20 protein-coding genes and 1 pseudogene are annotated in these 22,135 nt (G+C 71.4%); 7 read left to right on the top strand and 14 right to left on the bottom strand.

Going from position 1 to position 22,135, the window contains the following annotated elements:
- Positions 1 to 3: 3 nt before the first annotated feature.
- Entirely contained in the window at positions 4 to 1,206 is a 1,203-nt protein-coding gene (locus tag DP107_RS10245) for a M24 family metallopeptidase (RefSeq protein WP_144262065.1), read from the top strand.
- Positions 1,207 to 1,210: 4 nt separating this feature from the next.
- Here DP107_RS10245 and pyrI read toward each other — a convergent pair whose 3' ends face one another.
- Both pyrI and pyrB read right to left on the bottom strand, forming a co-directional pair.
- Positions 1,211 to 1,678, bottom strand: coding sequence for an aspartate carbamoyltransferase regulatory subunit (gene pyrI / locus DP107_RS10240; RefSeq protein WP_144262064.1), 468 nt, complete (start codon positions 1,676 to 1,678; stop codon positions 1,211 to 1,213).
- The gene (pyrB, locus tag DP107_RS10235) at positions 1,675 to 2,586 is read right to left on the bottom strand and encodes an aspartate carbamoyltransferase (RefSeq protein WP_144262063.1); all 912 of its coding nucleotides are present in this window, start codon (positions 2,584 to 2,586) and stop codon (positions 1,675 to 1,677) included. The genes pyrI and pyrB overlap by 4 nt, the downstream gene beginning before the upstream one ends.
- 199 nt (positions 2,587 to 2,785) lie before the next feature.
- On the opposite strand from pyrB, the gene DP107_RS10230 reads away from it, so the two are divergent.
- Positions 2,786 to 3,412, top strand: a complete 627-nt coding sequence (locus DP107_RS10230) for an RAD55 family ATPase (protein WP_144262062.1) — start codon at positions 2,786 to 2,788, stop codon at positions 3,410 to 3,412.
- A 10-nt stretch (positions 3,413 to 3,422) separates the two neighbouring features.
- Here DP107_RS10230 and DP107_RS10225 read toward each other — a convergent pair whose 3' ends face one another.
- Positions 3,423 to 5,066 (bottom strand): class I adenylate-forming enzyme family protein, encoded by a 1,644-nt coding sequence (locus DP107_RS10225; protein WP_144262061.1) that lies wholly within the window; start codon positions 5,064 to 5,066, stop codon positions 3,423 to 3,425.
- 146 nt (positions 5,067 to 5,212) lie between these two features.
- On the bottom strand, positions 5,213 to 5,704 hold the full coding sequence (locus DP107_RS10220) for a metal-dependent hydrolase (RefSeq protein ID WP_144262060.1): 492 nt from the start codon (positions 5,702 to 5,704) through the stop codon (positions 5,213 to 5,215).
- A 96-nt stretch (positions 5,705 to 5,800) separates the two neighbouring features.
- On the opposite strand from DP107_RS10220, the gene DP107_RS10215 reads away from it, so the two are divergent.
- Together DP107_RS10215 and DP107_RS10210 are read left to right on the top strand one after the other, a co-directional pair.
- A complete protein-coding gene (locus tag DP107_RS10215; RefSeq protein ID WP_144262059.1) occupies positions 5,801 to 6,124 on the top strand; it encodes a hypothetical protein in 324 nt (107 codons plus the stop codon).
- 24 nt (positions 6,125 to 6,148) lie between these two features.
- On the top strand, positions 6,149 to 6,745 hold the full coding sequence (locus DP107_RS10210) for a peroxidase-related enzyme (protein ID WP_144262058.1): 597 nt from the start codon (positions 6,149 to 6,151) through the stop codon (positions 6,743 to 6,745).
- Positions 6,746 to 6,844: 99 nt separating this feature from the next.
- On the opposite strand, the gene DP107_RS10205 is transcribed toward DP107_RS10210, so the two are convergent.
- Positions 6,845 to 7,294 carry a DUF456 domain-containing protein gene (locus tag DP107_RS10205; protein WP_144262155.1) on the bottom strand — a complete coding sequence of 150 codons (450 nt, stop codon included), beginning with the start codon at positions 7,292 to 7,294 and terminating at the stop codon, positions 6,845 to 6,847.
- Positions 7,295 to 7,648: 354 nt separating this feature from the next.
- Here DP107_RS10205 and DP107_RS10200 point away from each other — a divergent pair, with 354 nt between their 5' ends.
- Positions 7,649 to 8,032, top strand: a complete 384-nt coding sequence (locus DP107_RS10200; RefSeq protein ID WP_144262057.1) for a hypothetical protein — start codon at positions 7,649 to 7,651, stop codon at positions 8,030 to 8,032.
- A 17-nt stretch (positions 8,033 to 8,049) separates the two neighbouring features.
- Here the strand turns inward: DP107_RS10200 and tmcA are convergent, their stop codons facing one another.
- Together tmcA and DP107_RS10190 are read right to left on the bottom strand one after the other, a co-directional pair.
- Positions 8,050 to 10,389: a tRNA(Met) cytidine acetyltransferase TmcA gene (gene tmcA, locus DP107_RS10195; protein WP_144262056.1), complete on the bottom strand. Its 2,340-nt coding sequence runs from the start codon at positions 10,387 to 10,389 to the stop codon at positions 8,050 to 8,052.
- Between the two features lie 44 nt (positions 10,390 to 10,433).
- Positions 10,434 to 11,075 carry a helix-turn-helix domain-containing protein gene (locus tag DP107_RS10190; RefSeq protein WP_144262055.1) on the bottom strand — a complete coding sequence of 214 codons (642 nt, stop codon included), beginning with the start codon at positions 11,073 to 11,075 and terminating at the stop codon, positions 10,434 to 10,436.
- Between the two features lie 83 nt (positions 11,076 to 11,158).
- Between DP107_RS10190 and DP107_RS10185 the strand changes: the two are divergent.
- A pseudogene (locus tag DP107_RS10185) lies at positions 11,159 to 11,425 on the top strand (Phenylacetic acid catabolic protein); the annotation flags it as partial.
- Between the two features lie 125 nt (positions 11,426 to 11,550).
- Positions 11,551 to 11,994, top strand: a complete 444-nt coding sequence (locus DP107_RS10180; protein ID WP_144262054.1) for a helix-turn-helix domain-containing protein — start codon at positions 11,551 to 11,553, stop codon at positions 11,992 to 11,994.
- A gap of 419 nt (positions 11,995 to 12,413) precedes the next feature.
- Here DP107_RS10180 and DP107_RS10175 read toward each other — a convergent pair whose 3' ends face one another.
- The 7 genes from DP107_RS10175 to DP107_RS10145 form a co-directional block, all read right to left on the bottom strand.
- Positions 12,414 to 14,066, bottom strand: coding sequence for an acyl-CoA synthetase (locus tag DP107_RS10175; protein ID WP_144262053.1), 1,653 nt, complete (start codon positions 14,064 to 14,066; stop codon positions 12,414 to 12,416).
- Positions 14,067 to 14,250: 184 nt separating this feature from the next.
- Complete coding sequence (locus DP107_RS10170; RefSeq protein WP_144262052.1) at positions 14,251 to 14,997, bottom strand: sugar phosphate isomerase/epimerase family protein; 747 nt, start codon at positions 14,995 to 14,997, stop codon at positions 14,251 to 14,253.
- A 60-nt stretch (positions 14,998 to 15,057) separates the two neighbouring features.
- Entirely contained in the window at positions 15,058 to 15,630 is a 573-nt protein-coding gene (locus DP107_RS10165) for an adenylate kinase (protein WP_144262051.1), read from the bottom strand.
- Positions 15,630 to 15,914, bottom strand: coding sequence for a DUF5789 family protein (locus tag DP107_RS10160; RefSeq protein WP_144262050.1), 285 nt, complete (start codon positions 15,912 to 15,914; stop codon positions 15,630 to 15,632). The genes DP107_RS10165 and DP107_RS10160 overlap by 1 nt, the downstream gene beginning before the upstream one ends.
- A gap of 73 nt (positions 15,915 to 15,987) precedes the next feature.
- The gene (locus tag DP107_RS10155) at positions 15,988 to 17,724 is read right to left on the bottom strand and encodes a hypothetical protein (protein ID WP_144262049.1); all 1,737 of its coding nucleotides are present in this window, start codon (positions 17,722 to 17,724) and stop codon (positions 15,988 to 15,990) included.
- 225 nt (positions 17,725 to 17,949) lie between these two features.
- On the bottom strand, positions 17,950 to 20,466 hold the full coding sequence (locus DP107_RS10150) for a DEAD/DEAH box helicase (protein ID WP_144262048.1): 2,517 nt from the start codon (positions 20,464 to 20,466) through the stop codon (positions 17,950 to 17,952).
- Positions 20,467 to 20,468: 2 nt separating this feature from the next.
- Positions 20,469 to 22,010, bottom strand: a complete 1,542-nt coding sequence (locus DP107_RS10145; protein ID WP_144262047.1) for a ribonuclease H-like domain-containing protein — start codon at positions 22,008 to 22,010, stop codon at positions 20,469 to 20,471.
- Between the last annotated feature and the right edge of the window lie 125 nt (positions 22,011 to 22,135).

Here is a 22,135-nt window from a genome sequence, read left to right as displayed (position 1 = left end):
AGCATGAATCTGGACCTCACGACGCTGGACGCGTACTGTCGGGAGGCGGGCGTGGACGGGTATCTCGTGGACGCCGACGGCGAGGACGCGACGCAGCGCTACCTCTCGGGCTTCGATGCCCCGGACCCGTACGTGACGCTGTACGTCCGGGACGGCGTTGCCGAGGGCGAGGGCGGCTCGACCCACCTGCTCGTCTCCGCGCTGGAGTACGGCCGTGCGGCCGAGGAGTCACGCGGCGACTCCGTCGAGCGCGGGTCGGCGTACGACGCCCAGCGGCTCGTCGAGGAGTACGGCCAGCACGAGGGCAGCGACCGCGCCGTCGCCGCCTTCTGCCGGGCTCACGGCGTCGAATCGGTGGCGATGCCCGAGCGCGCGCCGCTGGGCCCCGCGGAGGGGCTCCGCGAGCAGGACATCGACGTGACGGTCGACCGCGACGACCGTGTCGAGCGCGTCCGCGCGGTGAAGACCGAGACGGAGATCGCCCACATCCGCGAGGCACAGAAGGCAAACGAGCGGGCGATGGCACGGGCCGAGGAACTGCTCCGCGAGGCGACCGTCGAGGAGGGCGTCCTCCACCACGACGGGGAGCCGCTGACGAGCGAGCGGGTGCGGACCGAGATCGAGATCGCGCTGCTGCACGACGGCTGTGCGCTCGACGAGACCATCGTCGCCTGCGGTGCCGACGCTGCCGACCCGCACGACCGCGGGAGCGGCCCGCTCCGGGCCGACGAGCCGATCATCGTCGACATCTTCCCGCGGTCGAAGTCGACCGGCTACTTCGCGGATATGACACGCACGTTCTGCGTCGGGACGCCGACCGACCGCGCCCGGGAGTGGTACGACCTCACGCTGGCGGCCCAGGAGGCCGCACTCGACGCTATCGAGGCGGGCGTCTCCGGGAGCGAGGTGCACGGCGCGGTCTGCGACGTCTACGAGGACGCCGGGCTGCCGACGCTCCGTGCGGACGACGCGGCGGAGACCGGATTCATCCATACCACGGGCCACGGTGTCGGGCTGGACATCCACGAGTACCCGCGTCTCAGCACCCAGGACAACGAGCTGGAGGCGGGGATGGTGGTGACCGTCGAGCCGGGCCTGTACGACCCGGCCGTCGGCGGCGTGCGCATCGAGGACCTCGTCGTGGTGCGGGAGGACGGCGTCGAGAACCTCACCGACTACCCCAAGCAGTTCGACATCGACGTCTGAGCCGTCAGTCCGCGGCGATGTGGTCGGCCAGGTCCTCGCGGATGAGTTCGTCACAGTAGCCACACCGGACGGCCTCCTCGAGCACCTCGAACCGCGACTCGACCGGTTCGCCGGCGGTCGAGATGCAGTTCGCGTTCGGGCACGAGAGGATGCCCCGGACGACCGTCGGGCGCTCGACGCGGGCCTTCTCGACCACGTCGAACTCCCGGACGATGTTGATGGTGGCCGCGGGCGCGATGAGCGAGAGGACGTCGACCTCGGCCTGGCTCAGCTCCCGGCCCTCGACCTTCAGGACGTCCTTGCGACCCAGCCGATCGGAGGGGACGTTCATACCGACGGAGACCTCCTCGCCGCCGGAGCCGTCGATGTCGAGGATGGCGAGCACGTTGAGCGCCTGCCCGGCCGCGATATGGTCGATGACGGTGCCGCTGCGGATCTTGGAGACGCGGAGCTCCTCGTCGGGGTCGGTCATCGTCGGTCACCTCGATCGAGCATCCGGTCGAGCAACGCCATCCTGACGGGGACGCCGTTGTGCGCCTGGTCGAAGTAGTGGGCGTGGTCGGTCTCGTCGACGTCGGCGGCGATCTCGTCGACGCGGGGGAGCGGGTGCATCACGGTGAGGTCGTCGCGGGCCGCCTCGAGCGTCCCCGCGTCGATACGGTACTCGCCGGCGACCTGGCGGTACTCGTTCTCGTCGGCGAACCGCTCGCGCTGGATGCGGGTGACGTACAGCACGTCCAGCTCCGGGAGGACGGTCTCCAGGCCCGTGTGCTCGCGCACGTCGGCGCCGGACTCGTGGAGGTCGTAGCGGACGTTCCGGGGGAGTCGCAGCGACTCCGGGCTGATGAAATGCTGTCCGGCGTCGAACTCCGTGAGCGCCTCGGCCAGCGAGTGGACCGTCCGGCCGTACTTCAGATCACCCATGATGCCGACCGTGATGTCGTCCAGTCCGGCGTTCTCCCGGATGGTGTAGAGGTCGAGCAGCGTCTGGGTGGGATGCTGGCCGGCACCGTCCCCGGCGTTGATCACGGGGACGTCGACGAACTCGCTGGCGAGGGTGGCCGCCCCCTCGCTGGGGTGGCGCAGGACGATGGCGTCGGCGTACCCCTCGACGACCCGGACCGTGTCCGCGAGCGACTCGCCCTTCTTGACCGACGAGGAGTCGACGGGACCCATATCGACGGTGTCGCCGCCGAGGCGCTTCATCGCCGTGTCGAAGCTCATTTTCGTCCGCGTCGACGGCTCGAAGAAGCAGAGCCCGAGCAGGTCGCCGGTCCGGTCGACCCGTTCGCCGGCGTCGAACTCGGCGGCCCGGTCCAGCACCGCCTCCACGTCGGCCCGCGAGAGCTGTCTGGCACTGATGAGGTGGTCGTGCCGCATTATCGGAGGGGCGCTCGCCGCCGTCTTCAATCCCCCGACCCCGCGCCCGAGCCGGGAATATCCGGGCGGAACCGAGCCGGTCGACTCCCCCTGTCGCGACTGAGCGTCTCGCTACGGGCGTCAGACGCTCGTTACGGCCCGTCGACGGCGTACGGAAGGCCAGAACGTTTAATCTACCATAGCGAGTACCAGACCTGTAATGCCGGACAGGCTCCGGACCGGAATCGACGTCCTCGACCGGAAGCTCGACGGTGGGATCCCAGCCGGGAGCATCGTCGCGTTGACGGCCGACCCCGCGAGCCAGGCGGAGCTACTCCTCTACGAACTCACCGCGACCCGCGGCACGCTGTACATCTCGCTCGACCGGACCGGCGACGCCGTGACCGACTCGCTGGCGAACTCCCCGGCCGCAACCGGGAGCCCGACCGTCCGGGACGTGGCCGGCGAGGCACCGCTGGACAACGCTGCCAAGCTGGTGTCGGCGCTCCCGGAGTCCTCCAACCTCATCGTCGACCCGCTGAACGTGCTGGAGCACCAGGAGCCGCCCCGGTTCCGCAACTTCATGAACGAGCTCCAGAACCACATCTACAACACCGGCTCGCTCGCGCTGCTGCACTGTCTGGACGGGCATCGCGTCCCGGAACTCCGGGACACCACGCTCCATATGTCCGACGTCGTCTTCGACCTGAAGACCACGGAGAGCGGCGACACCATCGAGAACCGGCTGGCCATCCCGAAGTTCCGCGGCGGCCGCGCCCTCAACGACATCATCAAGCTGGAGCTGTCCGAGGAGGTCGCCATCGACACCTCCCGGGACATCGCGTAGGGATTGCGCCCTACAGCTCGTCGCCGCTCTCAAGGGGCTCGCCGCCCAGCCGCTCCTCGGCCATCTCCTCCAGTTTGAACCGCTGGATCTTCTGGGTCGCGCCGCGGGGCAGTTCGTCGACGAAGAAGACCCGGCGCGGGTGGGCGTACGTGGCGACGTGGTCGAGCGTGAACCGCCGCAGCTCCGCCTCGGTCACGTCGGCACCCTCCTCGAGGACGACGAAGGCGACCGGTGCCTCGCCCTTGACCTCGTGTGGGGCGCCGGAGACGCCGGCCTCGGCGACGCCGGGGTGCTCGTAGAGCGCCTCCTCGACCTCGGCGGGGTAGATGTTCTCCCCGCCGGCGATGATCATGTCGTCGGCGCGGTCCACCATCCAGAGATAGCCGTCCTCGTCGACGCGGGCGATGTCCTCCGTGTAGAAGAACCCCTCGTCGTCGAAGACGGCGTCCGTCTTCTCCGGGCGCTTGTAGTAGCCCTCGAAGACGTTGGGGCCGCGGATGGCGATCTCGCCGGTCGTCTCGTCGCCCTCGAAGTCGAGGTCGGGGTCCGGGAACGGCTGGAGCTGCTCCGTGGACAGCTTCGTCTCGCGGCCGTCCGGGTCGACGATCTTGATGTCGCAGGTCTCCAGTACGGGGCCGATACAGCCGGCGGCCTTCCGGACGCCGTGGGACGGCTCGATGGTGCCCGCGGGCGCGGTTTCGGTCATCCCCCACCCCTCGATCATGGGGACGCCCCAGGCCTCCTCGATGGTGCGACGGACGTTGTCCGGCAGCGGCGCGGCGGCGCAGTTGACGTAGCGCAGCGAGGAGAGGTCGTACTGGTCCTCGTTGCCGCGGTACTCCTGCCACATCATCGTGTACATCGCGGGGACGCCCGCCATCGTCGTCACGTCGTGCTCGTCCAGCGCCGTCAGCATGTTCTCGGCGTCGGGTTCGGGCTGGAGGTGCATCGTCCCGCCCTTGTAGAGGTAGACCGACATGATGGCGTTGAGCGCGAAGATGTGGAACAGCGGCAGCACGAGGACCATGGAGTCGTCGGCGTCGACCGCGAGGCCGCCCTTCGTGTAGGCCTCGACGGCCGAGAGCAGGTTCTCGTGGCTCAGGAGCACGCCTTTGGGCTTCCCGGTGGTGCCGGAGGTGTACGGCTGGCAGGCGATGTCGCCGAGGTCCCGCTCCGGGCGGTCGAACTCGGCCGGCTGGTCGGTCAGCGCCTGCGAGTAGTTGACGACGCCGTCGTCGGTGACCCCCGGCAGGAGGAGCGTCCCGATGTCGGTGGCGGCGGCGAGGTTCTGCGCCTCGTCCGCGAGCACCGGCGAGGCGATGACGATGTCGGCCTCGGAGTTGTTCACCACGTAGCCCAGCGTGTTGGGATCCATCCGGAGGTTGAGCGGGACCGCGACGGCCCCGGCCCGGATGATGCCGAAGTAGGCGGGCGGGAACTGGTTCGTGTTCGGGATGAACAGGCCGACCCGGTCCCCTGGCTCGACGCCCTGCTCGACGAGCAGGTTCGCCACCCGGTTCGCCTTCGCGTCGAGCTGGGCGTAGGTGAGTTCCTGTCCGAACGAGGTGAAGGCGGTCTTCTCGCCGTACCGGTCCGCGGCCATCGCCGGTACGTCGGCGAAGTGCGTCAGGGGGGCACCGTCGTAGTGTTCCATGACGAACGAACTCACCGACGGTCACGGTATAAAGATTGGCGCCCGCCAGCCGGGTCCCTCTAAACCGACCCGGCGGGCATCGGTCGCCGACGCCGGTCGCGTGGGCCGGTGTCCTGACACGTGCAGCACCGGTCGCGGCGCCGCCCCTACCCCGGCCCGCCGAGCACGAGCACGACGGCCGCGGCCAGCGCCCCCAGCCCCAGCAGCGCGTAGTTGGCGATGGTGTTGTCGGCTCGTGCGACGTCGAGCGTGATGGTGTCGGCCGGGATCGGCCAGAAGGGATTGATGCCCGCCGGCGTGAGCATGTCGGCGAGGAGATGCGAGCCGACGCCGATGACGCCGATGCCGGCCGCGAACAGCGCCGCGCGGGGCGACGGCCCCAGCGGCTGCCAGGAGCCCCGGCCGACCACCCAGCCGACGGCACCCAGCGCCGCCGCGACCAGCGCCACGAACGGCAGCGAGTGCGTGGGTTCCCGGTGTGGGACCAGCGGGAGGTCCATGTCGATGTCCGGGAGCGTCGCCAGCGCGACGACGCCGGCGCCGCCGACGAACGCCAGCGCCGGGTCGACCTCCAGCAGGAGGAGGCCGACCGGCGCGTAGACCAGTAGCGCCATGCCGTAATGCCCGGTCGCGTACACGGTCGCGATTCGTCGGCTCCGGCTTTGAAGCTGTGGGCCGGCACCGACCGTTCGCGATACCCATAAGTAAAACGGGGGCGTGCCAACACCCGGACAATGGTCGGTGCCCAGTCGGGGTTCGAGGCTCTGGTCCGAACCTTCGGGCCGTTCCTCATCCCGGTGACCGTCTTCGCCGTCGGCGTAGTCGGCTACAGCGTGCTCTACGCCGTCAGCAGCCGCCTGGGCGAGGACGACTCCGACGGCGCGGTCAACCTCTCGGCGGGCACCCCGGGGGCCTCCACGACGGACCGGGACCACGGCGCGACGGGTCGCGGCGTTCTGCCTGACGATCTCGAGCTGGAGAACGACGGGACGGACGCGGGCGACGGGGCGGGGGACGGCGGCGCCGACGAGCCGGACACACCCCGGCACAACGACTAAGCCCCCACGCGGCGCAGAGCCGATATGTCCGACCAGCACGAGGCGACGCCGACGCTCCGCGACGAGGCGATGGGTCGGTTCCCGGTCCCCGACTTCGAGGACCTGCCCGAGGACGTCCAGGACCGCATCGCCGAGGAGACCGACCAGGCCGGGTTCACGCCGAACGTGTTCTCCGCGATGGCCCACCGGCCCGAGCAGTTCCGGGCCTTCTTCGGCTACTACGACGCGCTTCACGAGGGGAGTTCGCTGGCGCCCGAGGAGATCGAGATGATAATCGTCGCGGTCTCGGGGACGAACGACTGCTACTACTGCATCGTCGCCCACGGGGCGCTGTTGCGGATCTTCGCCGAGGCGCCGCTCCTGGCCGACCAGATCGCCGCCAACCACCGCATCGCGGACGTCTCCGAGGCCCACCGCGCGATGCTTGACTTCGCGGTGAAGCTCACGGAGTCGCCGGGCCGCGTCGACGACACCGACCTCGAGCGGCTCCGCGGGTCCGGCTTCTCCGAGGCGGAGATCTGGGACATCAGCAGTGTCGTCGCCTACTACAACCTCGCCAACCGGATGGCGCTGGTGACCGATATGCGTCCGAACGAGGAGTTCCACGCGATGGGGCGGTAGCTGCGCGGGCTTTTTCGGAATGTATCCCCCGTTCAGTCTATATTACGCCCACATTACGTGTAGACGCCGAACAGTCGAGTACTCTGCCACTTCCGGCGCTTAGACGGCCAACAGGAACCCGACCAGCATCGCGCCCGTGAGGACGACCTGCGCCAGCGCGCCCCCGAGCACGGCGGCGGTCGTCGCGGCGGCGGCCCGGAGGGAGGCGTCCACGTCGCCCGAATCCCGCAGTTCCAGCGCGAAGACGGTGCCGCCGACACCGACGAGCACGCCCAGCGGGCCGAGGACGAACAGCATGGCGAACCCGACGACGCCGGCGATGGCGGTCGTCCGGGTGGAGGCGCCGCCGGCCTTCGCGCCGAGCGGTGCCGCGAGCCAGTCGGCCGCGAGGCCCACTAGCCCCAGGAGGACGAGTCCGGCCAGGGCCACGGGCCCGGGAGCGGTGTAGCCGGTCGCCCACCAGTAGCCCACGACGCCGGCGACGGAGAGCGCCGGGCCCGGGAGTCCCGGGACCACGCTGCCCACGACCCCGGCTAGCAGGAGCGCCATCGCGACCAGCCACGCCGCCTCGACGCTTCCGAGCGCGGGGACCGACACCGACGGCCCCGCCGCGCCGGCAGCGACGGTGACCGGGAGCGTCGGGAACACGTGTGTAGGTAGCGTGTGCCCCGGGATACGTCTCGCGGTCGCCGGGCCGCGTTTCAGCGTTCCGAACGCGGCGCACCCTTATCAGCGGCGGCGACGACCGCCGGCCATGGACGAGACGGATCACGCTACCGTGGGTGCCGTGGCACTCGCGCTGCTGCTCCTCACCGCGGGATGTGGGCAGGTCATCGGTGATGGGTCGGCCCCGGGCCGGCGTACCAGGGCGACGCGGGTGACTACCTCCTCACCGCCGACGAGGTGGGTGACGGCTGGGCGGAGAACGTCACCCGCGACCCGAACGTCGACTCCTCCCGCATCGAATCCGGGCGGGTCATCGAGCTGACCGACGGGAGCGCCGAACTCCAGATATCGGTCCTCGTGTTCGCCTCGGCGGCCGACTCGAGCGCGTTCCTCGACGAGCAGCGGCAGGCGTACGACTCGAACGGGTTGAACGCGACCAACGCCTCGCTCGGCGACGGTGGTATCGGCGCGAGAGTCAGCACCGGAACCTTCCTCGAGGCCCGGACCGACAACGTCTACGTGCAGGTCATCGGCAACGTCCGTCCGGGGACCGCCGAGGACTACGTCGAGGCGCAGTTCGAGAAGCTCCGGGTCACCGACTCGGGGTCCGACGCGGGGTGAACCCGCCCGCCGGCCCATCAGTTGTCCCCGTACCGCGCGGCCTCCTCGCGGGCCGCATCGGTCCCGTACACGTCCACGAGCGGGGCGCAGGCGTCCCCGAGGGCGCGCATGCAGGCGCGACGGGAGACGAAGTCGAGGTCGTCGACGACCCGGTCCCAGGGCCAGGCCTGGAGCGCCTTCCGGACGAGGAGCCGCTCGGCCTCCGGGGACAGGTCGACGTCGGGGTCGCCCAGCAGGTGTCGGAGCGCGAGCCGGCGAAACGGCCGTGGCGCGGGCGCGTACATCCCGGGGCCGTGCGCGGCGGCCGCGACGGTCCGCCACTCGCGGTCGGTGAGGTCCAGCGGGGTCCCGGGGTCGGTCGCCCGTAGCGTTGCCCGCACGACATCGGGGTCCGCGTCCCGGAGCGGGTCCGCAAGGACGCTGCCGACCCGGCGCGCGAACCAGCTGGCGCTCCGGTCGTGGAGCGCCCGGCCGGCGTCGCTCAGCGGGCGCGTCATCAGCGCGGAGTGCTCGCCGGAGGTGTCGTTGCGGGTCGTGGAGAGGTGGACCGTCCGGAACCCGTTGCGGTTCCAGAACCGGAGCAGCCGGGGCGTCGCGCCGTAGCCGACGCCCAGGTAGTCGACGGACTCGCCCGGCCAGCCCGGTTCGGGTGCCGCCGTGTCCTCGGCGGCCGGGCCGAACTCCGCCGCCACCGCGTCGAGCAGGCGGCTCCCGAGCCCCTCCGAGCGGACGGCGTGGTGGGTCGCGATACGCAGGACTCGAACTCCGACGGGGGCGGCGGCCGTCTCGTCGCGGAGCTGCGTCGTCAGCACGTCCGGCAGCATGTTCCCACGGACGCGCTCGCCTTCGTACATCCGGCGGCGACGCTCGGCGGGGAGCCCGCCCTCGCGGGCCAGGAGCGCGACGGCCACGGGATGCCCGTCGTGGACGAGCGCGCGGACGGCGACGTTCGGCGCGTCGAGCAGCCGCGCCAGGTCGGCCGGTTCGGTCCGATAGTGGGCCAGCACGAGCAGGCCGAACGTCTCGGCCAGTCGCCACTCGGCGTCCGGCGCGGCCAGCCTCCCGGGGTCCAGCCGCTCGTACTCGACCGTCCCGGGCGACGCGTCCGCGACGAGGTCCGCGACCGGCGGGCGGGCGCCGAGCATGAGCGCGCGGAACGACCAGACCTCCACCGGGTCGCCCCCGGCGTAGCGGATGGGCGTCTCCAGGACGCGGTCGGTCACGTCGTGGTCGGTCGCGGCGAGGCGGTCCCGAAAGCGCACGTCGAACCCGCGGCCCGCGCCCTCGTACCCGTGGACCGTCGTGGCGAAGGCGACGGGGACGCCGGTGAGGTACCGCTCCAGCAGCCGTACCGGGAGCGACGCGGCCTCGTCGACGAGCAGGACGTCGGGCGCGCCGGGCGCGTCCGGGTCGGCCACCGCGTCGGCGGCCGCCGGCGGCCCGGCGAACCGGACGCGGCCATCGCCAACGGAGAGCGTGTGGTCCGCGTCGTCCCACGCCGCGCCGGCGCCGGGGCCGCCGACCAGTTCGCGGGCGCGAGCGAACGCCTCGCCGGCGTTCCGGTAGCCCGGCGCGGTGACGAGCACGTCCCGGCCGTCGAGTGCGAGCGCCCCCGCGGCGAGGCCGATGGCGCTCGACTTCCCCCGGCCACGGTCGGCGGTGAGGACGACGGCCTGGCCGGGGTCGCGCAGATGCTCGCAGGCCGCGACGGCGTCGGCCTGGTCCGCCGTCAGGCAGGACGCGTACGCGGCGGCGGGGAACGCCGCCCCGTCGGGTGGCCGGACCGGTTCGTCCGCAGTCACGAGACGTGGTCCCGGCTCGGTGAGGCCGTCGCGCTCGACCGTGGCCCGGACGCCCGCGTCGTCGTCCGCCGCCGCGACGCCGACCACGGCGACGCCACGGTGGGTCCGCAGCGTCCGAACCAGTCGCCGGCGGAAGGCGCCGGTCACGTCGTCGATACCGAACGGCGGGACGGCCAGGGAGTCGTCGAAGCCGTCCCGGCGGTCGGGCCACTCGTCCAGCGGCGGCGCGAGGATGACGAGGAGACCGCCGCCGTCGACCGTGCCGGCCGCCCGCCCGAGCGCGTTCGGGCGGCACTCGTCGTGGCAGTCCAGCACCGTCGCGTCGTAGGTCTCCCCGAGCAGGTCGCCGGCGCGGCTTGGCGGCCGTCGTGTGGTTGCGTCGACCGCGTCGCGCCCGCTCACGACGGCGACCCGGCTCCCGAGGCCGGACGCGTCGAGGGCCGTCCGGGCGGCTCCCTCGCAGGGGTCGCGGGCGCCGTGCAGGACGAGCAGCCGTCGCTCGTCGGTCGCGCGGGCCTCGGCGACGAGCCGTTCGGTCAGCCCGGGGAGGTCCATGTCGGCCCGCCGGCCGCGAGGGGGAAGGCTCCGTCGGTCAGCCGTCACGGGTCGCCGAACAGCTGGGTGAACAGCGACCCCTGGCCCCGTCGAAGCCGTTCGAGGAAGGCCGACTTCGAGATGTCGAGGTCGTCGGCCACCTCGGAGGCGGTCGCCTGCCGCGGGATGTCGAAGTAGCCCGCGGCGATGGCGGCCTGGATGGCCGCCTCCTGGGCCGGGGTCAGGTCCCATCGCTGCGCGACGGGCGTGTCACCCTCCTCCCCCAGCGTGGTGACCCGCTCCAGCGAGACGCCGACGCGGTCGCTGGCGGCCTCGATGACGACGTCGAGCACGTCGTAGCCTACGACGGCGCCCACGTGGCGCTCGGTGCCGTCGCGGTGATGGACCGACTCGACGAGAAAGCCCACGTCGACGAGGTCGTGGACGACGCAGCGCTCCTTCGACAGGCAGCGGTAGTTGTGCCGGCCGTCGACGCGGGAGCCGTGGAGGAAGCGGACCCGGTCGTCCTCGTCGAGCACGTCGCCCACCGTCTGGTCCGCCGTGCTCGCCCGGAGCAGCGTGTAGCCGTCCTCGCGGACCAGCGGCGGCGCCGCGTCGATGGAGGCGCCGGTGGCCCGGGAGGCCTCGGCGAGGGGGCAGTCGTCGCCGGTCACCCGGAACTCGACGACGAGACACTCCGGACGCATGCTACACACTCACGCACCGGAGTCCGTTAAACCCGCCCCATGGACGGGCCAACCGGTTCGTCGCTGGTGCGAATACTGCCGGTATGGACCCGTCCGGCGTGACGGGGCGAGCGGGCCCCCGCCAGTTCGGACCCACGGACGAGTTGCCCCGGGAGTACCGCGAGGCGGCGACCCGGATGACACGGTTCCACGCGAACAGCGAGGTCATGGGCGCGTACATCGAGCGCCCGTTCATCCGGCAGGCGCCCAGCCCGGACCGGACGCTCGCGGTCAGCGCCCAGGCACAGGACGAGGTCGGCCACGGGCAGCTGCTCTACCGGGCCGCCGAGACCCTCGGCGGCAAGACCCGCGGGGGGCGTTCGAGGCGACAGGCTGACCCCCAGCGGGGAGCGAGGCCGAACTCTAGACGGTTTCGGGTGAGAGTGGGTCGGGAGCCTGAAAAACTGGTTTCAGTGGGGCTGGAGCAGATACCGGTATGAGTAGAACGGGTGCTCGCGACGACGACACCGAGGCGTCACTGAGTGACCCCCCCGACCTGGAGACCGTACTCCACACGGTGTTCGGACTCCGGTCGAGCGAGAGCGAGGCCTATCTGGGGCTCCTGCGGGCCCCCGACAGCTCCGCATCCGAAGTCGCACAGCTACTGGGTCGCGACCGGTCCAACGTGAACCGGTCACTGCGGACCCTGCGCGAGCGCGGGTTGGCCGAACGCCGCCGCGTCCTGCTCGAGGGGGGCGGCCACGTCTATCGTTACACCGCGACCCCGCTCGCCGAGGCGCGCGAGCGGATGCACGCGGCCCTCTCGGAGTGGGCCGAGGCCGCCCACGACCGGGTCGACGAGTTCGGCGCCGATACCGACGCCGCCGTCCTGAACGCCGACCGGACGGACGAGGTCTACGCGACCCGGGCGGAGGACTGAATCCTCCGGCCGCTCCTCCGCACGCTTCTGCCGGTTACCCACCTTCCACGACCCTTCCTGACCCTTTCACGATGGCCTCTGGGTCCCCGGAGTCGGCGGACAGGTCGAGGTCGACCGAGCGGGTGTGCGGCCGTGTCGCCGGGGCCCCGCCGTCCGTCGCGGCGTCGGCCGGAGCCTCCCCCTCGACGGGTGCGTCGACGACCTCGGCTGGGCGCTCGCGGATGTGACCCCGGGCGAGGACGGGGCGGACGCCGATGGGGAAAGTGACGAGGGCTCCGCGGAGTCCGACAGGAGGACGGCCACCGCGACGGCCGACGCCCGATGGGGCCCGGTCCTGAAGAACGACACCCGGGTAGCGTCCCCTCTCGCGGCTCCGACCACCCGACCCGGAAGGCGGGCCCGGACGGCGGGTCGACCGGTCAGTCGTCCCGCTCGCGGAGCTTCCGCCGCTGGATCTTCCCCGTCGTGGTGGTCGGCAGTTCGTCGGCGAACTCGATCTCCCGGGGGTACTCGTACTTCGCCAGGTCGTTCCTCACCAGGGCCTGGATCTCCTGCTTGAGTGTCTCGTCGCCGACGCGGCCGGCGACGGGTTCGACGAAGGCCTTGATCACCTCGCCGCGGGTCTCGTGTGGGACACCGACGACGCCGGCCTGTGCCACGTCGGGGTGCTCGAGGATGGCCCGTTCGACCTCACCAGGGCCGACCCGGTAGCCGGACGTGATGATGACGTCGTCATCGCGGGTCTTGAACCAGAAGTAGCCGTCGTCGTCGCGGTACCCCAGGTCCCCGGTGAGATGCCAGGTCGTCCCGTCGGGGCCGTCGACGCTGGCCGCCGCGGTCCTCTCCGGTTCGTTCCAGTACTCCTCGAAGACGACCGGGTCGTTCTCCCGCGCGACGGCGATGGTGCCCACCTCGCCGTCGTCGAGTTCCGCCCCGGTCTCCTGGTCGACGATGGCGACGTCGTGGCCGACGACCGGTTTGCCCATGCTGCTGGCCTGGGCGGGGAACCAGTCCCGGCAGTTGGTCACGAGGAGGTTCGCCTCCGTCTGGCCGTAGAGCTCGTTGACGGCGACGCCGTCGAGGGTCTCGTCGGCCCAGTCGAGGATTTCGGGGGTCAGCGGCTCGCCACCGGAACAGACCGTCTCCAGCGCGAGATCGTACCGGTCGAGCGGGTCCTCGACGGGGATCATCATCCGGATGGCCGTCGGCGGCAGGAACGCGTCGGTCACCCCGAACTCCTCGGCCAGTTCGAACGCCGTCTCGGGGTCGAACGACCCCATCGGGTAGCTGACAACCGGCTGGCCGTAGTGCCACGCCGGGAAGACGACGTCGCCGAGCGCCCCGATCCAGGCCCAGTCGGCCGGCGTCCAGTACGTCGCGTCGAAGACGTCCCGCTCGAAGTACATGTAGAACGCCGGGCAGTGGCCGGGCCAGAGCCCGTGCGTGTGGAGGACGCCCTTCGGCGGCCCGGTCGACCCGCTGGTGTAGATGATGACGGCCGGCGTCTCCTCGTCGGTGTCGACGATGTCGAACGCGGTGTCCCGGCCGGCGCGGACCGCCTCGAACCGTTCGACGTCATCGGCCGGCTCCTCGGCATCGACGGCGACGACGTGTTCCAGGTCGGGACAGTCCCCGCGGACCGCAGCCACGGTGTCGAGGACCGCCTCGTCCGCGACGACGACCCGGGCCCCGCTGTCCCGCAGGCGGTACCGGAGCGCGTCGTCGCCGAACAGCACGGACAGCGGGAGCGATATCGCGCCCAGTTTCCAGCACGCGAGATGGGTCACCGGGTTGGCCGGTTTCTGCGGGACGACGATGGCGACGCGGTCACCGCGTCCCACGCCCCGCGCCGCGAGGGCGTTCGCGACCTGATTCGATAGCTCGTCCAGATCGCGGAACGAGTACGTCTCGCGACGCCCGTCGGGGTATCCCTGTTTCAGTGCCGGGCGGTCGAGGTCGTCGTGCTTCCGGAGGAAGTCCCACGCGAGGTTGTATCCCTCCGGGAACCCCCACTCGAACGCCTCGCGGGCGCCCTCGTACGTCCCGTGGTCCGGGGTGATGTACCACGTCATACGGCCCGGTTGTGGCCCCGGCGATGTAGTACCTAGCTCCGCGGGCGCCTCGCGGGACCCCGGCGCCGGTGGCGGGGCCCGGGGGCGGCGGGTCGTTCCGGTGGACGCACCCGGCACGACGTGGACGATACCGTCCGTGGCGAACCGGACGGCCGTCCCGTCGGCACCGGTGGCCACGCCGCGCTCAGTCGGCCATCGCCTGCTGGAACCGGCGGCGCGACTCGTCGAGATACCCCTCGTCGTCGGTGAACACCTCGATGGTGGCTGTGGCGTCGGCGTGTACCGCGTCGAGGGCGTCGGCGAGCCGTTCGAGCGGCAGGTCGCCGCTCCCGAGCGGGATATGTGTGTCCCCCCGACGGCGAACGCCGTGGAGGTGGAGATGCCGGACGGCGTCCCCGTACGAGCCGAGGAACGACTCGACGCCGGCGGCGTCGGACTCGAGGTAGGCGTAGCCGAGGTCGAGACAGACGGCCGCGTCCGCGGCCACGACGACCTCTCCGACCCGTTCGAGGTCCAGCCCGCCAGCGTAGCCGACGGTCTCGAAGCAGACGGTGATGCCGCGTTCACGCCCAGCCGCCGCGAGCGCCGCCAGCCGGTCGACGGCGGCCGACGACGTCGGGTCGACGCCCCGCGTCCGCGGGTGGGCCACCGCGACCTCGGCGCCGGCCGCCGCGGCCGTGTCGAGCGCCCTCGTGAGATACGACGCCGTCGCGTCATCGAGTTCGGGGACGGGGGTCGCGAGCGGCTGCCGGTACGGGAGGTGGACGGTCAGGTCGAGTCCGGCGGCAGCCAGCCGCGAGCGCAGCCGCTCGGGGTCGATGTCGTCGATGGGACGCTCGCCCTCGCCGACCCCCAGCTCCGCGAACGCGAACGCGTCCGGCAGCGAGTCGATACGGTCATGGAACGGCCCGACGGAGGCGCCGATTCGCATGGCCTCGGTACGGCGAGCCGACGCAAAAGAGCCAGGTTGGGCGCGTCCGTGGCCCGACGCTCAGTCCTCGGCTCGGTCGCTGACGGCCGCGGCGAGCGCCTCGGCTCCGGCCGCGACATCCGCCTCGTTCTCGACGAGTCGAACCGGCGCGTCGGCGGCAACGGCGTACTCGAAGGCAGCGGTCCGGTTGAAGTCCTGCTCGAACTCGATGGCGAGGGCCGTCTCGTCCTCGTAGCCCCGCGGCGACTCCGTGCGCCGTTCCCGGACCGTCTCGGGGGTCGTCTCGACCACGACCAGCAGGTCCGGGTCCACGTCCCGGAGGACGGCGTCGGGGAGGCCGGGCAACAGCCCGACGTCGGTCTCGACGACCAGATGGGTGGTCAACAGGACCTCGGCGGCGTCCGACCGGTCGGCGACGTACTCGCCGGCCCGACGCTGGAGTCGGCGGGTCGTCTCCCGCGGGAGACCGGCCAGGTCGCCGCGGGTCTCCACGAGGTCGTTCGCGACCGCCTGCTCCAGCATCACGTCGCCGAAATTGACCAGCTCGTACTCGTCGGAGAGCTGCTTTCGCGCGCGCTCGGCCAGTGCGGTCAGCCCGACGCCCGGGACCCCTGCGAGGACGGTGACGCCCATCAGAACGACACCTCCTCCTCGGGGTCGACGGACTGGCCGCCGCGGTCGTCGTAGAAGCGTCGGCCGACGAACCCCTCGCTCACGAACGTCAGGAGCGCGTCGTGGAGCCCGTCGGCTGAGTCGAACGTCTCCTCCTCACAGCGACCCAGTACCTCGGCGATGGTCTCGCTCCCGCCACGTGGGGACTCCAGCTCCCGGTCACCCAGTTCCTCGACCACGACCTCGCAACGGACGGGGAACGTCAGTTCCCGTGCGAACAGGTCTCTGACCTCAGGTAGGCGCATACCCATCCATTACGACAGGTGATGATAACGGTGGCGCCGACCGGTCGGGGACGTGGCCGTGAACCCGTCAGCCTCAGGGCTGTGGGGTCGCCGTCCGGTTGCCCGAGTTGACGATCCGCGTGTCCTGGCCCTGCTCGACCTCGATGCGGTCGACCACGTTCCCGTCGTCGTCGGTGATGACGATGACGTACGCGACGTCGGAGCCCGAACCGCCCGTCCCGTTCCCGTCGCTGCCGTCATCCGACGGTGTGCCGTCGATGTCGCCCGCGATGAACTCCCGGACACCCCTGTCACCGCGGATCTCTACGGCCTCCCCGGTGTCGGCGTTGACGAACACGTTCCGGGTGACGTCGGTGAAGTCCGTCGGTGACACCTTGATCTGCCACCAGAGGCTGCCGTCGACCGTCACCGGAACGGGCTCCGTGACGACGAAGTTCTCTCCCCAGTTGGTCTGGGAGTCGGCGGACCGGGCGATACCCATGGCCCGCTCGGGACCGGTCAGGGTCTCGTCGTCCGTGCCGAAGTAGGTGTACTCGCCGGTCTCCGCGTCGGCGAACCACACCTCGTCGAGGCCACGGGAGTCCACCCCGAAGGGCTCCATCGCCGTGACGTACGACATCCGCTCGCCCTCCAGGTCGACGACGAACGGCTGCTCGTTGCTGGCGCCCTGCGGGAGCCCGGCGATCTCGATCTCACCCTCGTGGGCACCGACGACGGGGAGCTGGTTGACGATGCCCTCCCGGTAGCTCAACGACTCGACCTCGGTCCGAGTCAGTGTCAGCGGGTAGAGCCGCTGTCCGTCGAGGATCTCGTTCTCCTGCGCCTCGGCGGGCGAGAGGTGTTCGATCTCGCCGTCGGGGTGGACCAGCGCTCCACCGCCCCACGTCGGCACCGTGTGGGGGAAGGGAAGGAGCTTCCACTCGTGCTCCGTCTTCGGGAAGTACATGTACGGCGTGCCGTCCTCGGTGAACTCGACGGCGTCGTCGTCGTAGCGCGCGAGGTAGTCGGTCTTCTTCAGCTGCCAGTCGGCCGACCGCTGGAGGTACATCCCCTGGCCGTAGGTGAACTCCTCGTCGTCGTAGGCCGTCGTCTGTCGGTCGTCGATGGCGGTCATGTTGGCGACGAGGACGCCGCGCTGGTTCTCCAGCAGCTTGTTCCGGGGCCCGTCGGGCTGGATGGGGTACGACCAGGCCAGCGAGCCGTCCTCCTGCCGCGCGATGTCGCTCGCGCCGAGTCGATGCTGTCGGTAGGAGACCGAGCCGCGGGTCGAGATGTCCGACACCTCGCGGGGGACCACGCGCGGGTTATCGGGGTTCGCCTGCGGGAACGTCTCGAGTTCCGTCGCCTCGGACATCGTCCGCTCCGCGAGGCTCCGCTGCTCCAGTGCCCCGGCCGGGATGCCGACGACGATTGACAGCGCGAACAGGACGCCGAAGACGACGGCAAAGACGCGGAGTTTCCGCTGACTGGTCGAATCCCCCGAGATCGGCGAGTCGGCCGCCGGACCGTCGCTTCCGAACAGGAGGTCGATCAGCGGGGCGAGCGGCGTGTCCCGGCCGAGCCACCACGGCGGGAGGAACCACAGGACCAGCGCGGTCACGACGGCCCCACCGGTCAGGACGAGGCTGGACGGCGAGTACAGCATCCCGTACACGAACCCGTGCCACAGCGGTCGCGTGAGGTACACCACCGCGAGGACCACCAGCATCCCGGCCAGCCGCGTTCCGAGGAAGTACGGAAGCGACGGTCCCGGGGAGCCGGCGCCGGAACCGGAACCGCCACCCGGCTCCGAGATATCGATATCGACCATCGCTAGATATGAGGGCCGCCAGACGCTTACTCCTGCTGGTCGGCGCCGGGTAGAGGGGTGGCACGGTCCGGGAGCCCGCGGCGGGTTTCGCGCTCCCGTCGGGGGCGCTTTCGCGGAGCGACCTGGCGGGCTCGAGGTCGGTGCCGTCCGGGAAGTCGTACTCCGGTCCGCGCTCGGCTGTACTCTGTCGGTGCGGCTCTCGCGCCGGGGCCCGGTGACCACCACTCACTCGCCGTCCATCGCATCGAGCACGTCCTCGAGGATCATCGAGCCGGTCAGGGTGTCGAGCGGGTCGTTGTTGTTGCCACAGTGCTCGCTCATCACGCACATGGGGCAGCCCCGGCGGCGGCCGCACTCGCAGTCGGCGATGTGCTCTCGGGTCCGCTCGGCCAGCGTGTCGAAATGCTCGTAGATGGCCTTCGAGAAGCCGATACCGCCGTCGATGCCGTCGTGGACGAACCAGACCGGGCCCTGGATCGTCCCGTGGGGGTGCGACAGCGTCGAGAGGCCGCCGATGTCGGCGTTGTCGATCATCAGTTCCAGCGGCGCCAGCTGGATGATGCCGTGCTCGGCGGCGTGGATACCGCCGCCGTAGGTGTATCGCTCCTCCTCCTGCGGGACCGCCCCGTCCCGCTCGGAGCGGTCGGTCGGCTGCAGGAGGTCGCCGTCCAGTCGGTCGACCGTCGCGCCGAGATGGCCCGGCGGGAGCGCCACCCACATCAGCTCCGTCCGGAGGTCCATCGGCGGTGCCCCCGTGGGGAGCGGGCCACGGACCACCTCCCCGGAGAACACGTCCCGGACGAGGTAGTTGTCGTACCGGATGCGGACGGTCCCCTCGCCGTAGTAGCGGTCGTACGCCCCGGAGAGCGGCGTGTGGTCGCGGACCGTCAGGTCGCGGATCTCCTTCGTCGAGGCCGTCTGCGTGTACTCCCGGGTGTCCGTCTCGGCCACCGTGATGGTCGGGTGGTGGCCCTCCTCGTCGACCTCGACGACCTCGTACTGCTGGCCGGCGTGGAGGAACAGCGCGCCCTCGTGGTAGTCCCGGTAGGCGCGTTCCCTGGCCACCGGGTCGTGGTCGATGTCGCCGTCCCGGCAGACGACGGTGAACTCGGTCCCGCCGGTGCCGTACATCGAGATGCGGTCCTGCGGCCGCCGGGGGCCGGTGTACGTGACGCCGCCGGCGTCGAGCGAGGCGGTCTCCTCCAGCAGCCCGGCCGCCTGCCACATCCCGACCATCTCGCGGAACCGCGCCTCGTCACCCAGGAACTCGACGTCCTCGGCCCGGAGCGGCCGCTCCGACGCGGCCGCGAGGAGATGGTCGGCGAAGACGCGGTCGTTGTCCACCGAGACGACCGCGTCCTCGACCTCGTCGTCCGCGAACAGATACCCGGGGTTCTCGAAGATGTACGAGTCCATCGCGTCCACCCCCCCGACCATCACGGAGAGGGCGTCGCTGGTCCCGCGCCCGGCGCGGCCGACCTGCTGCCAGAACGACTGCTTCGTCCCGGGGTAGCTCGACGTGACCGTCGCGTCGACCGAGCCGATGTCGATACCCAGCTCCAGGGCGTTCGTCGTCGGGACGGCGTCGACGGCCCCCTCCTTGAGCTTCGTCTCGACCGCGCGGCGCTCGGTCTTGCCCAGCCCCGCGTGGTACGGGTCCGTCGTCACGTAGCGGTCGGAGGGGTGGTCCCCGGCGGCCTGGACGATCTGCTTGGCCGCGATCTCCGTGCCCTGCCGGGCGGAGCAGAACTGGAGCGTCTGGACGTCGTTGGTCGCGAGGTGGGCGACCACGGAGGCCGACTCCGCGCCCGTCGAGCGGCGCGCCTGCTCGAAGTCCGCCATCGGGTCGGCGGCGTCCGCGTCAATCGCCGACTCGTCCAGCGGCGGCTCCCACAGCACGATGTCGCGGGCCCCCCGGGGGGAGCCGTCCTCGTCGACGACCGCGTAGTCGGCGCCGGTCAGTCGGGTCGCGTGCTCGGCCGGGTTCCCGATAGTGGCCGTCGTCATGACGTACTGGGGGTCGGCGTCGTAGTGCTCCAGAACCCGCCGGAGCCGCCGGAGGATGAACGCGACGTGGGTACCCGTCACGCCACTGTACTCGTGACCCTCGTCGATGACGACGAGTTCCAGGTTGGAGTAGAACCGGTGCCAGCCGCGGTCCCGGTTGTGCCGCGGGAGGTAGACGTTCAGTCCCGCCGGGTTGGTGAGGACGACGTTTGCCTCCCGGCGGATGCGCTGCTTGCGCTCGGACCGCGTGTCGCCGTCGTAGGTGCCGATGAACGGGTCGAGGTCCCAGTCGTGGCGCAGCTTGGTCGTCAGCGCCTCCTCCTGGTCGCGCGCGAGCGCCTTCATCGGGAACAGGCACAACGCCGTCGCGTCCGGGTCGTCGAGGTGGTTGCGCGCCATCTGCAGCGCGTAGATCCACGTCTTCCCCGAGGACGTCGAGGTGGTCGCGACGACGTTGTTCCCGTCGGCGAGGTGGTCCAGCCCCTCGGCCTGATGGGTGAACAGGTCGTACTCCAGTCGGGCGGCGAGCTCCGGCCGGAGGACTGCCTCCGCCGGGACGGTGTCGCCGTCCCGCTCCTCGAGATGCTCGCTGTGCCGGACCTGATCACGATACTCCGGGTACGAGGCCTCGAGCGCGCTCTCGGAGAGGACTTCGGCGGTTCGCTGCGGGGACCCGACGCCGCCGTCCGTGCGTGCGGCGTCGGGGCGGTCGGGGGGAGGTGTCTCGTCGGTCATGGTCAGGTGAAGTCCGACAGCGCGCCCTGCGTGCCGCTGTCCGTGTCCCGGGTCGTCCCGGGGTCACGCCGGGCGGCCGCCTCGCACGCCTCGTAGATCGTCGCCAGGGCCCGCACGTCGTCCTCGCAGTAGGCCGCCAGGCGGTCCCAGTCGGGGGCCTCGACGCTGTGGGGTTCGTCCGCCGAGAGCCACGCCCGGCGGTATGCGGTGTACACCCGCGCGACGACGCCGCCGTCGATACCGGTCGTCTCCGGCTCCCAGCCCAGCCCCTCCGCGACCGGTTCGAGCGTGTTGCTCCGGCCGGGAAGGGCGACGTTGCCGCCGTTCTTGTCCCGCGCCCACCAGAGCAGGTCGAACTGGTACCGGTCGTCCCAGCGTTCCACGTGGTCGGGGTAGTGCTGCTGGATCAGATCGCGCAGCACGGGGAAGTCGAACTGGTAGCCGTACCACGCGACGAGCGGCCGGCCGCCGGCGTTGGCGTCGAGCCAGTGGAGGAAGGACTCGAGATGGCCCGTGTCCCCGGGTTCGGACTCCATGAACGGCATGTAGTGGCCGTCCTCGGCCCCGCCGTCGAGGACGCCGATGAGCCACGCACACGACGGCTCGCGCCCGTCCGTCTCGATGTCGACGAAGATCGGGTCACCCCGGGGAAGCGAGTCGTCGCCGGTCGCGACGGCAGTCCCGTGAGCGCGGGCCTCGGCCGCTGCCCGGAGTCCGGTCGCGCTGGACCGACCGAGCCCCGACAGGTCAGCGAGCTCGCGGGGCGGGGCGTCCGCCACGTCACGCGGCGTCGAGAACCCGGCGCGTCGGAGCGTGCGCGCCCGCTTCTCGCCGATACCGGGGACCCCGCGCAGGCCGAACGCGCCGGGGTCGACCGTCCCGGTCCCGACCGCACCGTTCGGGTACACCTCGACGAGCGTCGGCTCCGGGCCATCGTCGGTGGCGCCGACGCCCAGCGAGGCCTCCGTCCGCCCGATGCCGACCAGCGAGACCGGCTCGCCGTCGGCCCGCGTGGTCGTCCGATAGCCGGCCCGGAGTCCGGTCGAGCAGTGGGTCGTGTCGCCGGTCAGCCAGCCGTCCGGGAGCTGGTCGGCGTACCCGTCCAGCCCGTCTATCGAGGCCTCCCGTGCGTACGGGTCGACGTCGAGCGTGACGCGGGCGGTCAGGCAGACCCGGTGCTCCTCGTGCGGTGTCCCGTCGGGCTCCCCTCGCCGCTCCCGTTGGCCGCGCCCCCTGACCTCGGCCGCGTCCAGGCCCCGCGCGGTCGTCGGGATCGTCGCGACGAGCACGGTGCCCCCCTTCGTGGGCACGGCGTCGGGCAGGCGGCCGCGCTCGGGGGCGAGGACCGGAGTCCCCACCTGGCGCGGAACGGCGGCACCGACAGTGCCGGCCCGCGGGGGTGTCGCGACGACGAGGTCGGGGGCGACCGCCTCCAGCATCGCCACCACGGTGTCCCGGTGGTGGGACTCGACGGCGGTGCCCGGGAGCGCAAGCAGGCGCGTCGGCTCGGCGTCCTCCGGCGGAAGCGTCGGCCGAACCGTCACGTAGGAGCCCCCACGAACCGTGTCCCCTCGGCCGGGGTGTCCTCCGGCGACCGTTGCATGTGCTACGGTTGGACGCTACCACGCAAGTATGTTGTCCGAGCCGGGTCGGCCCGGGTACGAGAGCC

The organism is Haloglomus irregulare, assembly GCF_007421925.1.
GTDB classification, from domain to species: Archaea; Halobacteriota; Halobacteria; order Halobacteriales; family Haloarculaceae; genus Haloglomus; species Haloglomus irregulare.
Note: the sequence above shows the minus strand (reverse complement) of the source record. Positions and strands in the feature narration are given on the sequence as shown.

What these genes read in the sequence shown, in the direction of transcription:
- pyrB (WP_144262063.1), bottom strand. Translation starts at nt 2,586, where the DNA reads ATGCGGCACGACCACCTCATCAGTGCCAGACAGCTCTCGCGGGCCGAC.
- DP107_RS10205 (WP_144262155.1), bottom strand. Translation starts at nt 7,294, where the DNA reads ATGGCGCTCCTGCTAGCCGGGGTCGTGGGCAGCGTGGTCCCGGGACTC.
- pyrI (WP_144262064.1), bottom strand. Translation starts at nt 1,678, where the DNA reads ATGACCGACCCCGACGAGGAGCTCCGCGTCTCCAAGATCCGCAGCGGC.
- DP107_RS10155 (WP_144262049.1), bottom strand. Translation starts at nt 17,724, where the DNA reads ATGGTCGATATCGATATCTCGGAGCCGGGTGGCGGTTCCGGTTCCGGC.
- DP107_RS10160 (WP_144262050.1), bottom strand. Translation starts at nt 15,914, where the DNA reads ATGCGCCTACCTGAGGTCAGAGACCTGTTCGCACGGGAACTGACGTTC.
- DP107_RS10230 (WP_144262062.1), top strand. Translation starts at nt 2,786, where the DNA reads ATGCCGGACAGGCTCCGGACCGGAATCGACGTCCTCGACCGGAAGCTC.
- DP107_RS10245 (WP_144262065.1), top strand. Translation starts at nt 4, where the DNA reads ATGAATCTGGACCTCACGACGCTGGACGCGTACTGTCGGGAGGCGGGC.
- DP107_RS10190 (WP_144262055.1), bottom strand. Translation starts at nt 11,075, where the DNA reads ATGCGTCCGGAGTGTCTCGTCGTCGAGTTCCGGGTGACCGGCGACGAC.
- DP107_RS10180 (WP_144262054.1), top strand. Translation starts at nt 11,551, where the DNA reads ATGAGTAGAACGGGTGCTCGCGACGACGACACCGAGGCGTCACTGAGT.
- tmcA (WP_144262056.1), bottom strand. Translation starts at nt 10,389, where the DNA reads ATGGACCTCCCCGGGCTGACCGAACGGCTCGTCGCCGAGGCCCGCGCG.
- DP107_RS10150 (WP_144262048.1), bottom strand. Translation starts at nt 20,466, where the DNA reads ATGACCGACGAGACACCTCCCCCCGACCGCCCCGACGCCGCACGCACG.
- DP107_RS10215 (WP_144262059.1), top strand. Translation starts at nt 5,801, where the DNA reads ATGGTCGGTGCCCAGTCGGGGTTCGAGGCTCTGGTCCGAACCTTCGGG.
- DP107_RS10170 (WP_144262052.1), bottom strand. Translation starts at nt 14,997, where the DNA reads ATGCGAATCGGCGCCTCCGTCGGGCCGTTCCATGACCGTATCGACTCG.
- DP107_RS10165 (WP_144262051.1), bottom strand. Translation starts at nt 15,630, where the DNA reads ATGGGCGTCACCGTCCTCGCAGGGGTCCCGGGCGTCGGGCTGACCGCA.
- DP107_RS10210 (WP_144262058.1), top strand. Translation starts at nt 6,149, where the DNA reads ATGTCCGACCAGCACGAGGCGACGCCGACGCTCCGCGACGAGGCGATG.
- DP107_RS10175 (WP_144262053.1), bottom strand. Translation starts at nt 14,066, where the DNA reads ATGACGTGGTACATCACCCCGGACCACGGGACGTACGAGGGCGCCCGC.
- DP107_RS10225 (WP_144262061.1), bottom strand. Translation starts at nt 5,066, where the DNA reads ATGGAACACTACGACGGTGCCCCCCTGACGCACTTCGCCGACGTACCG.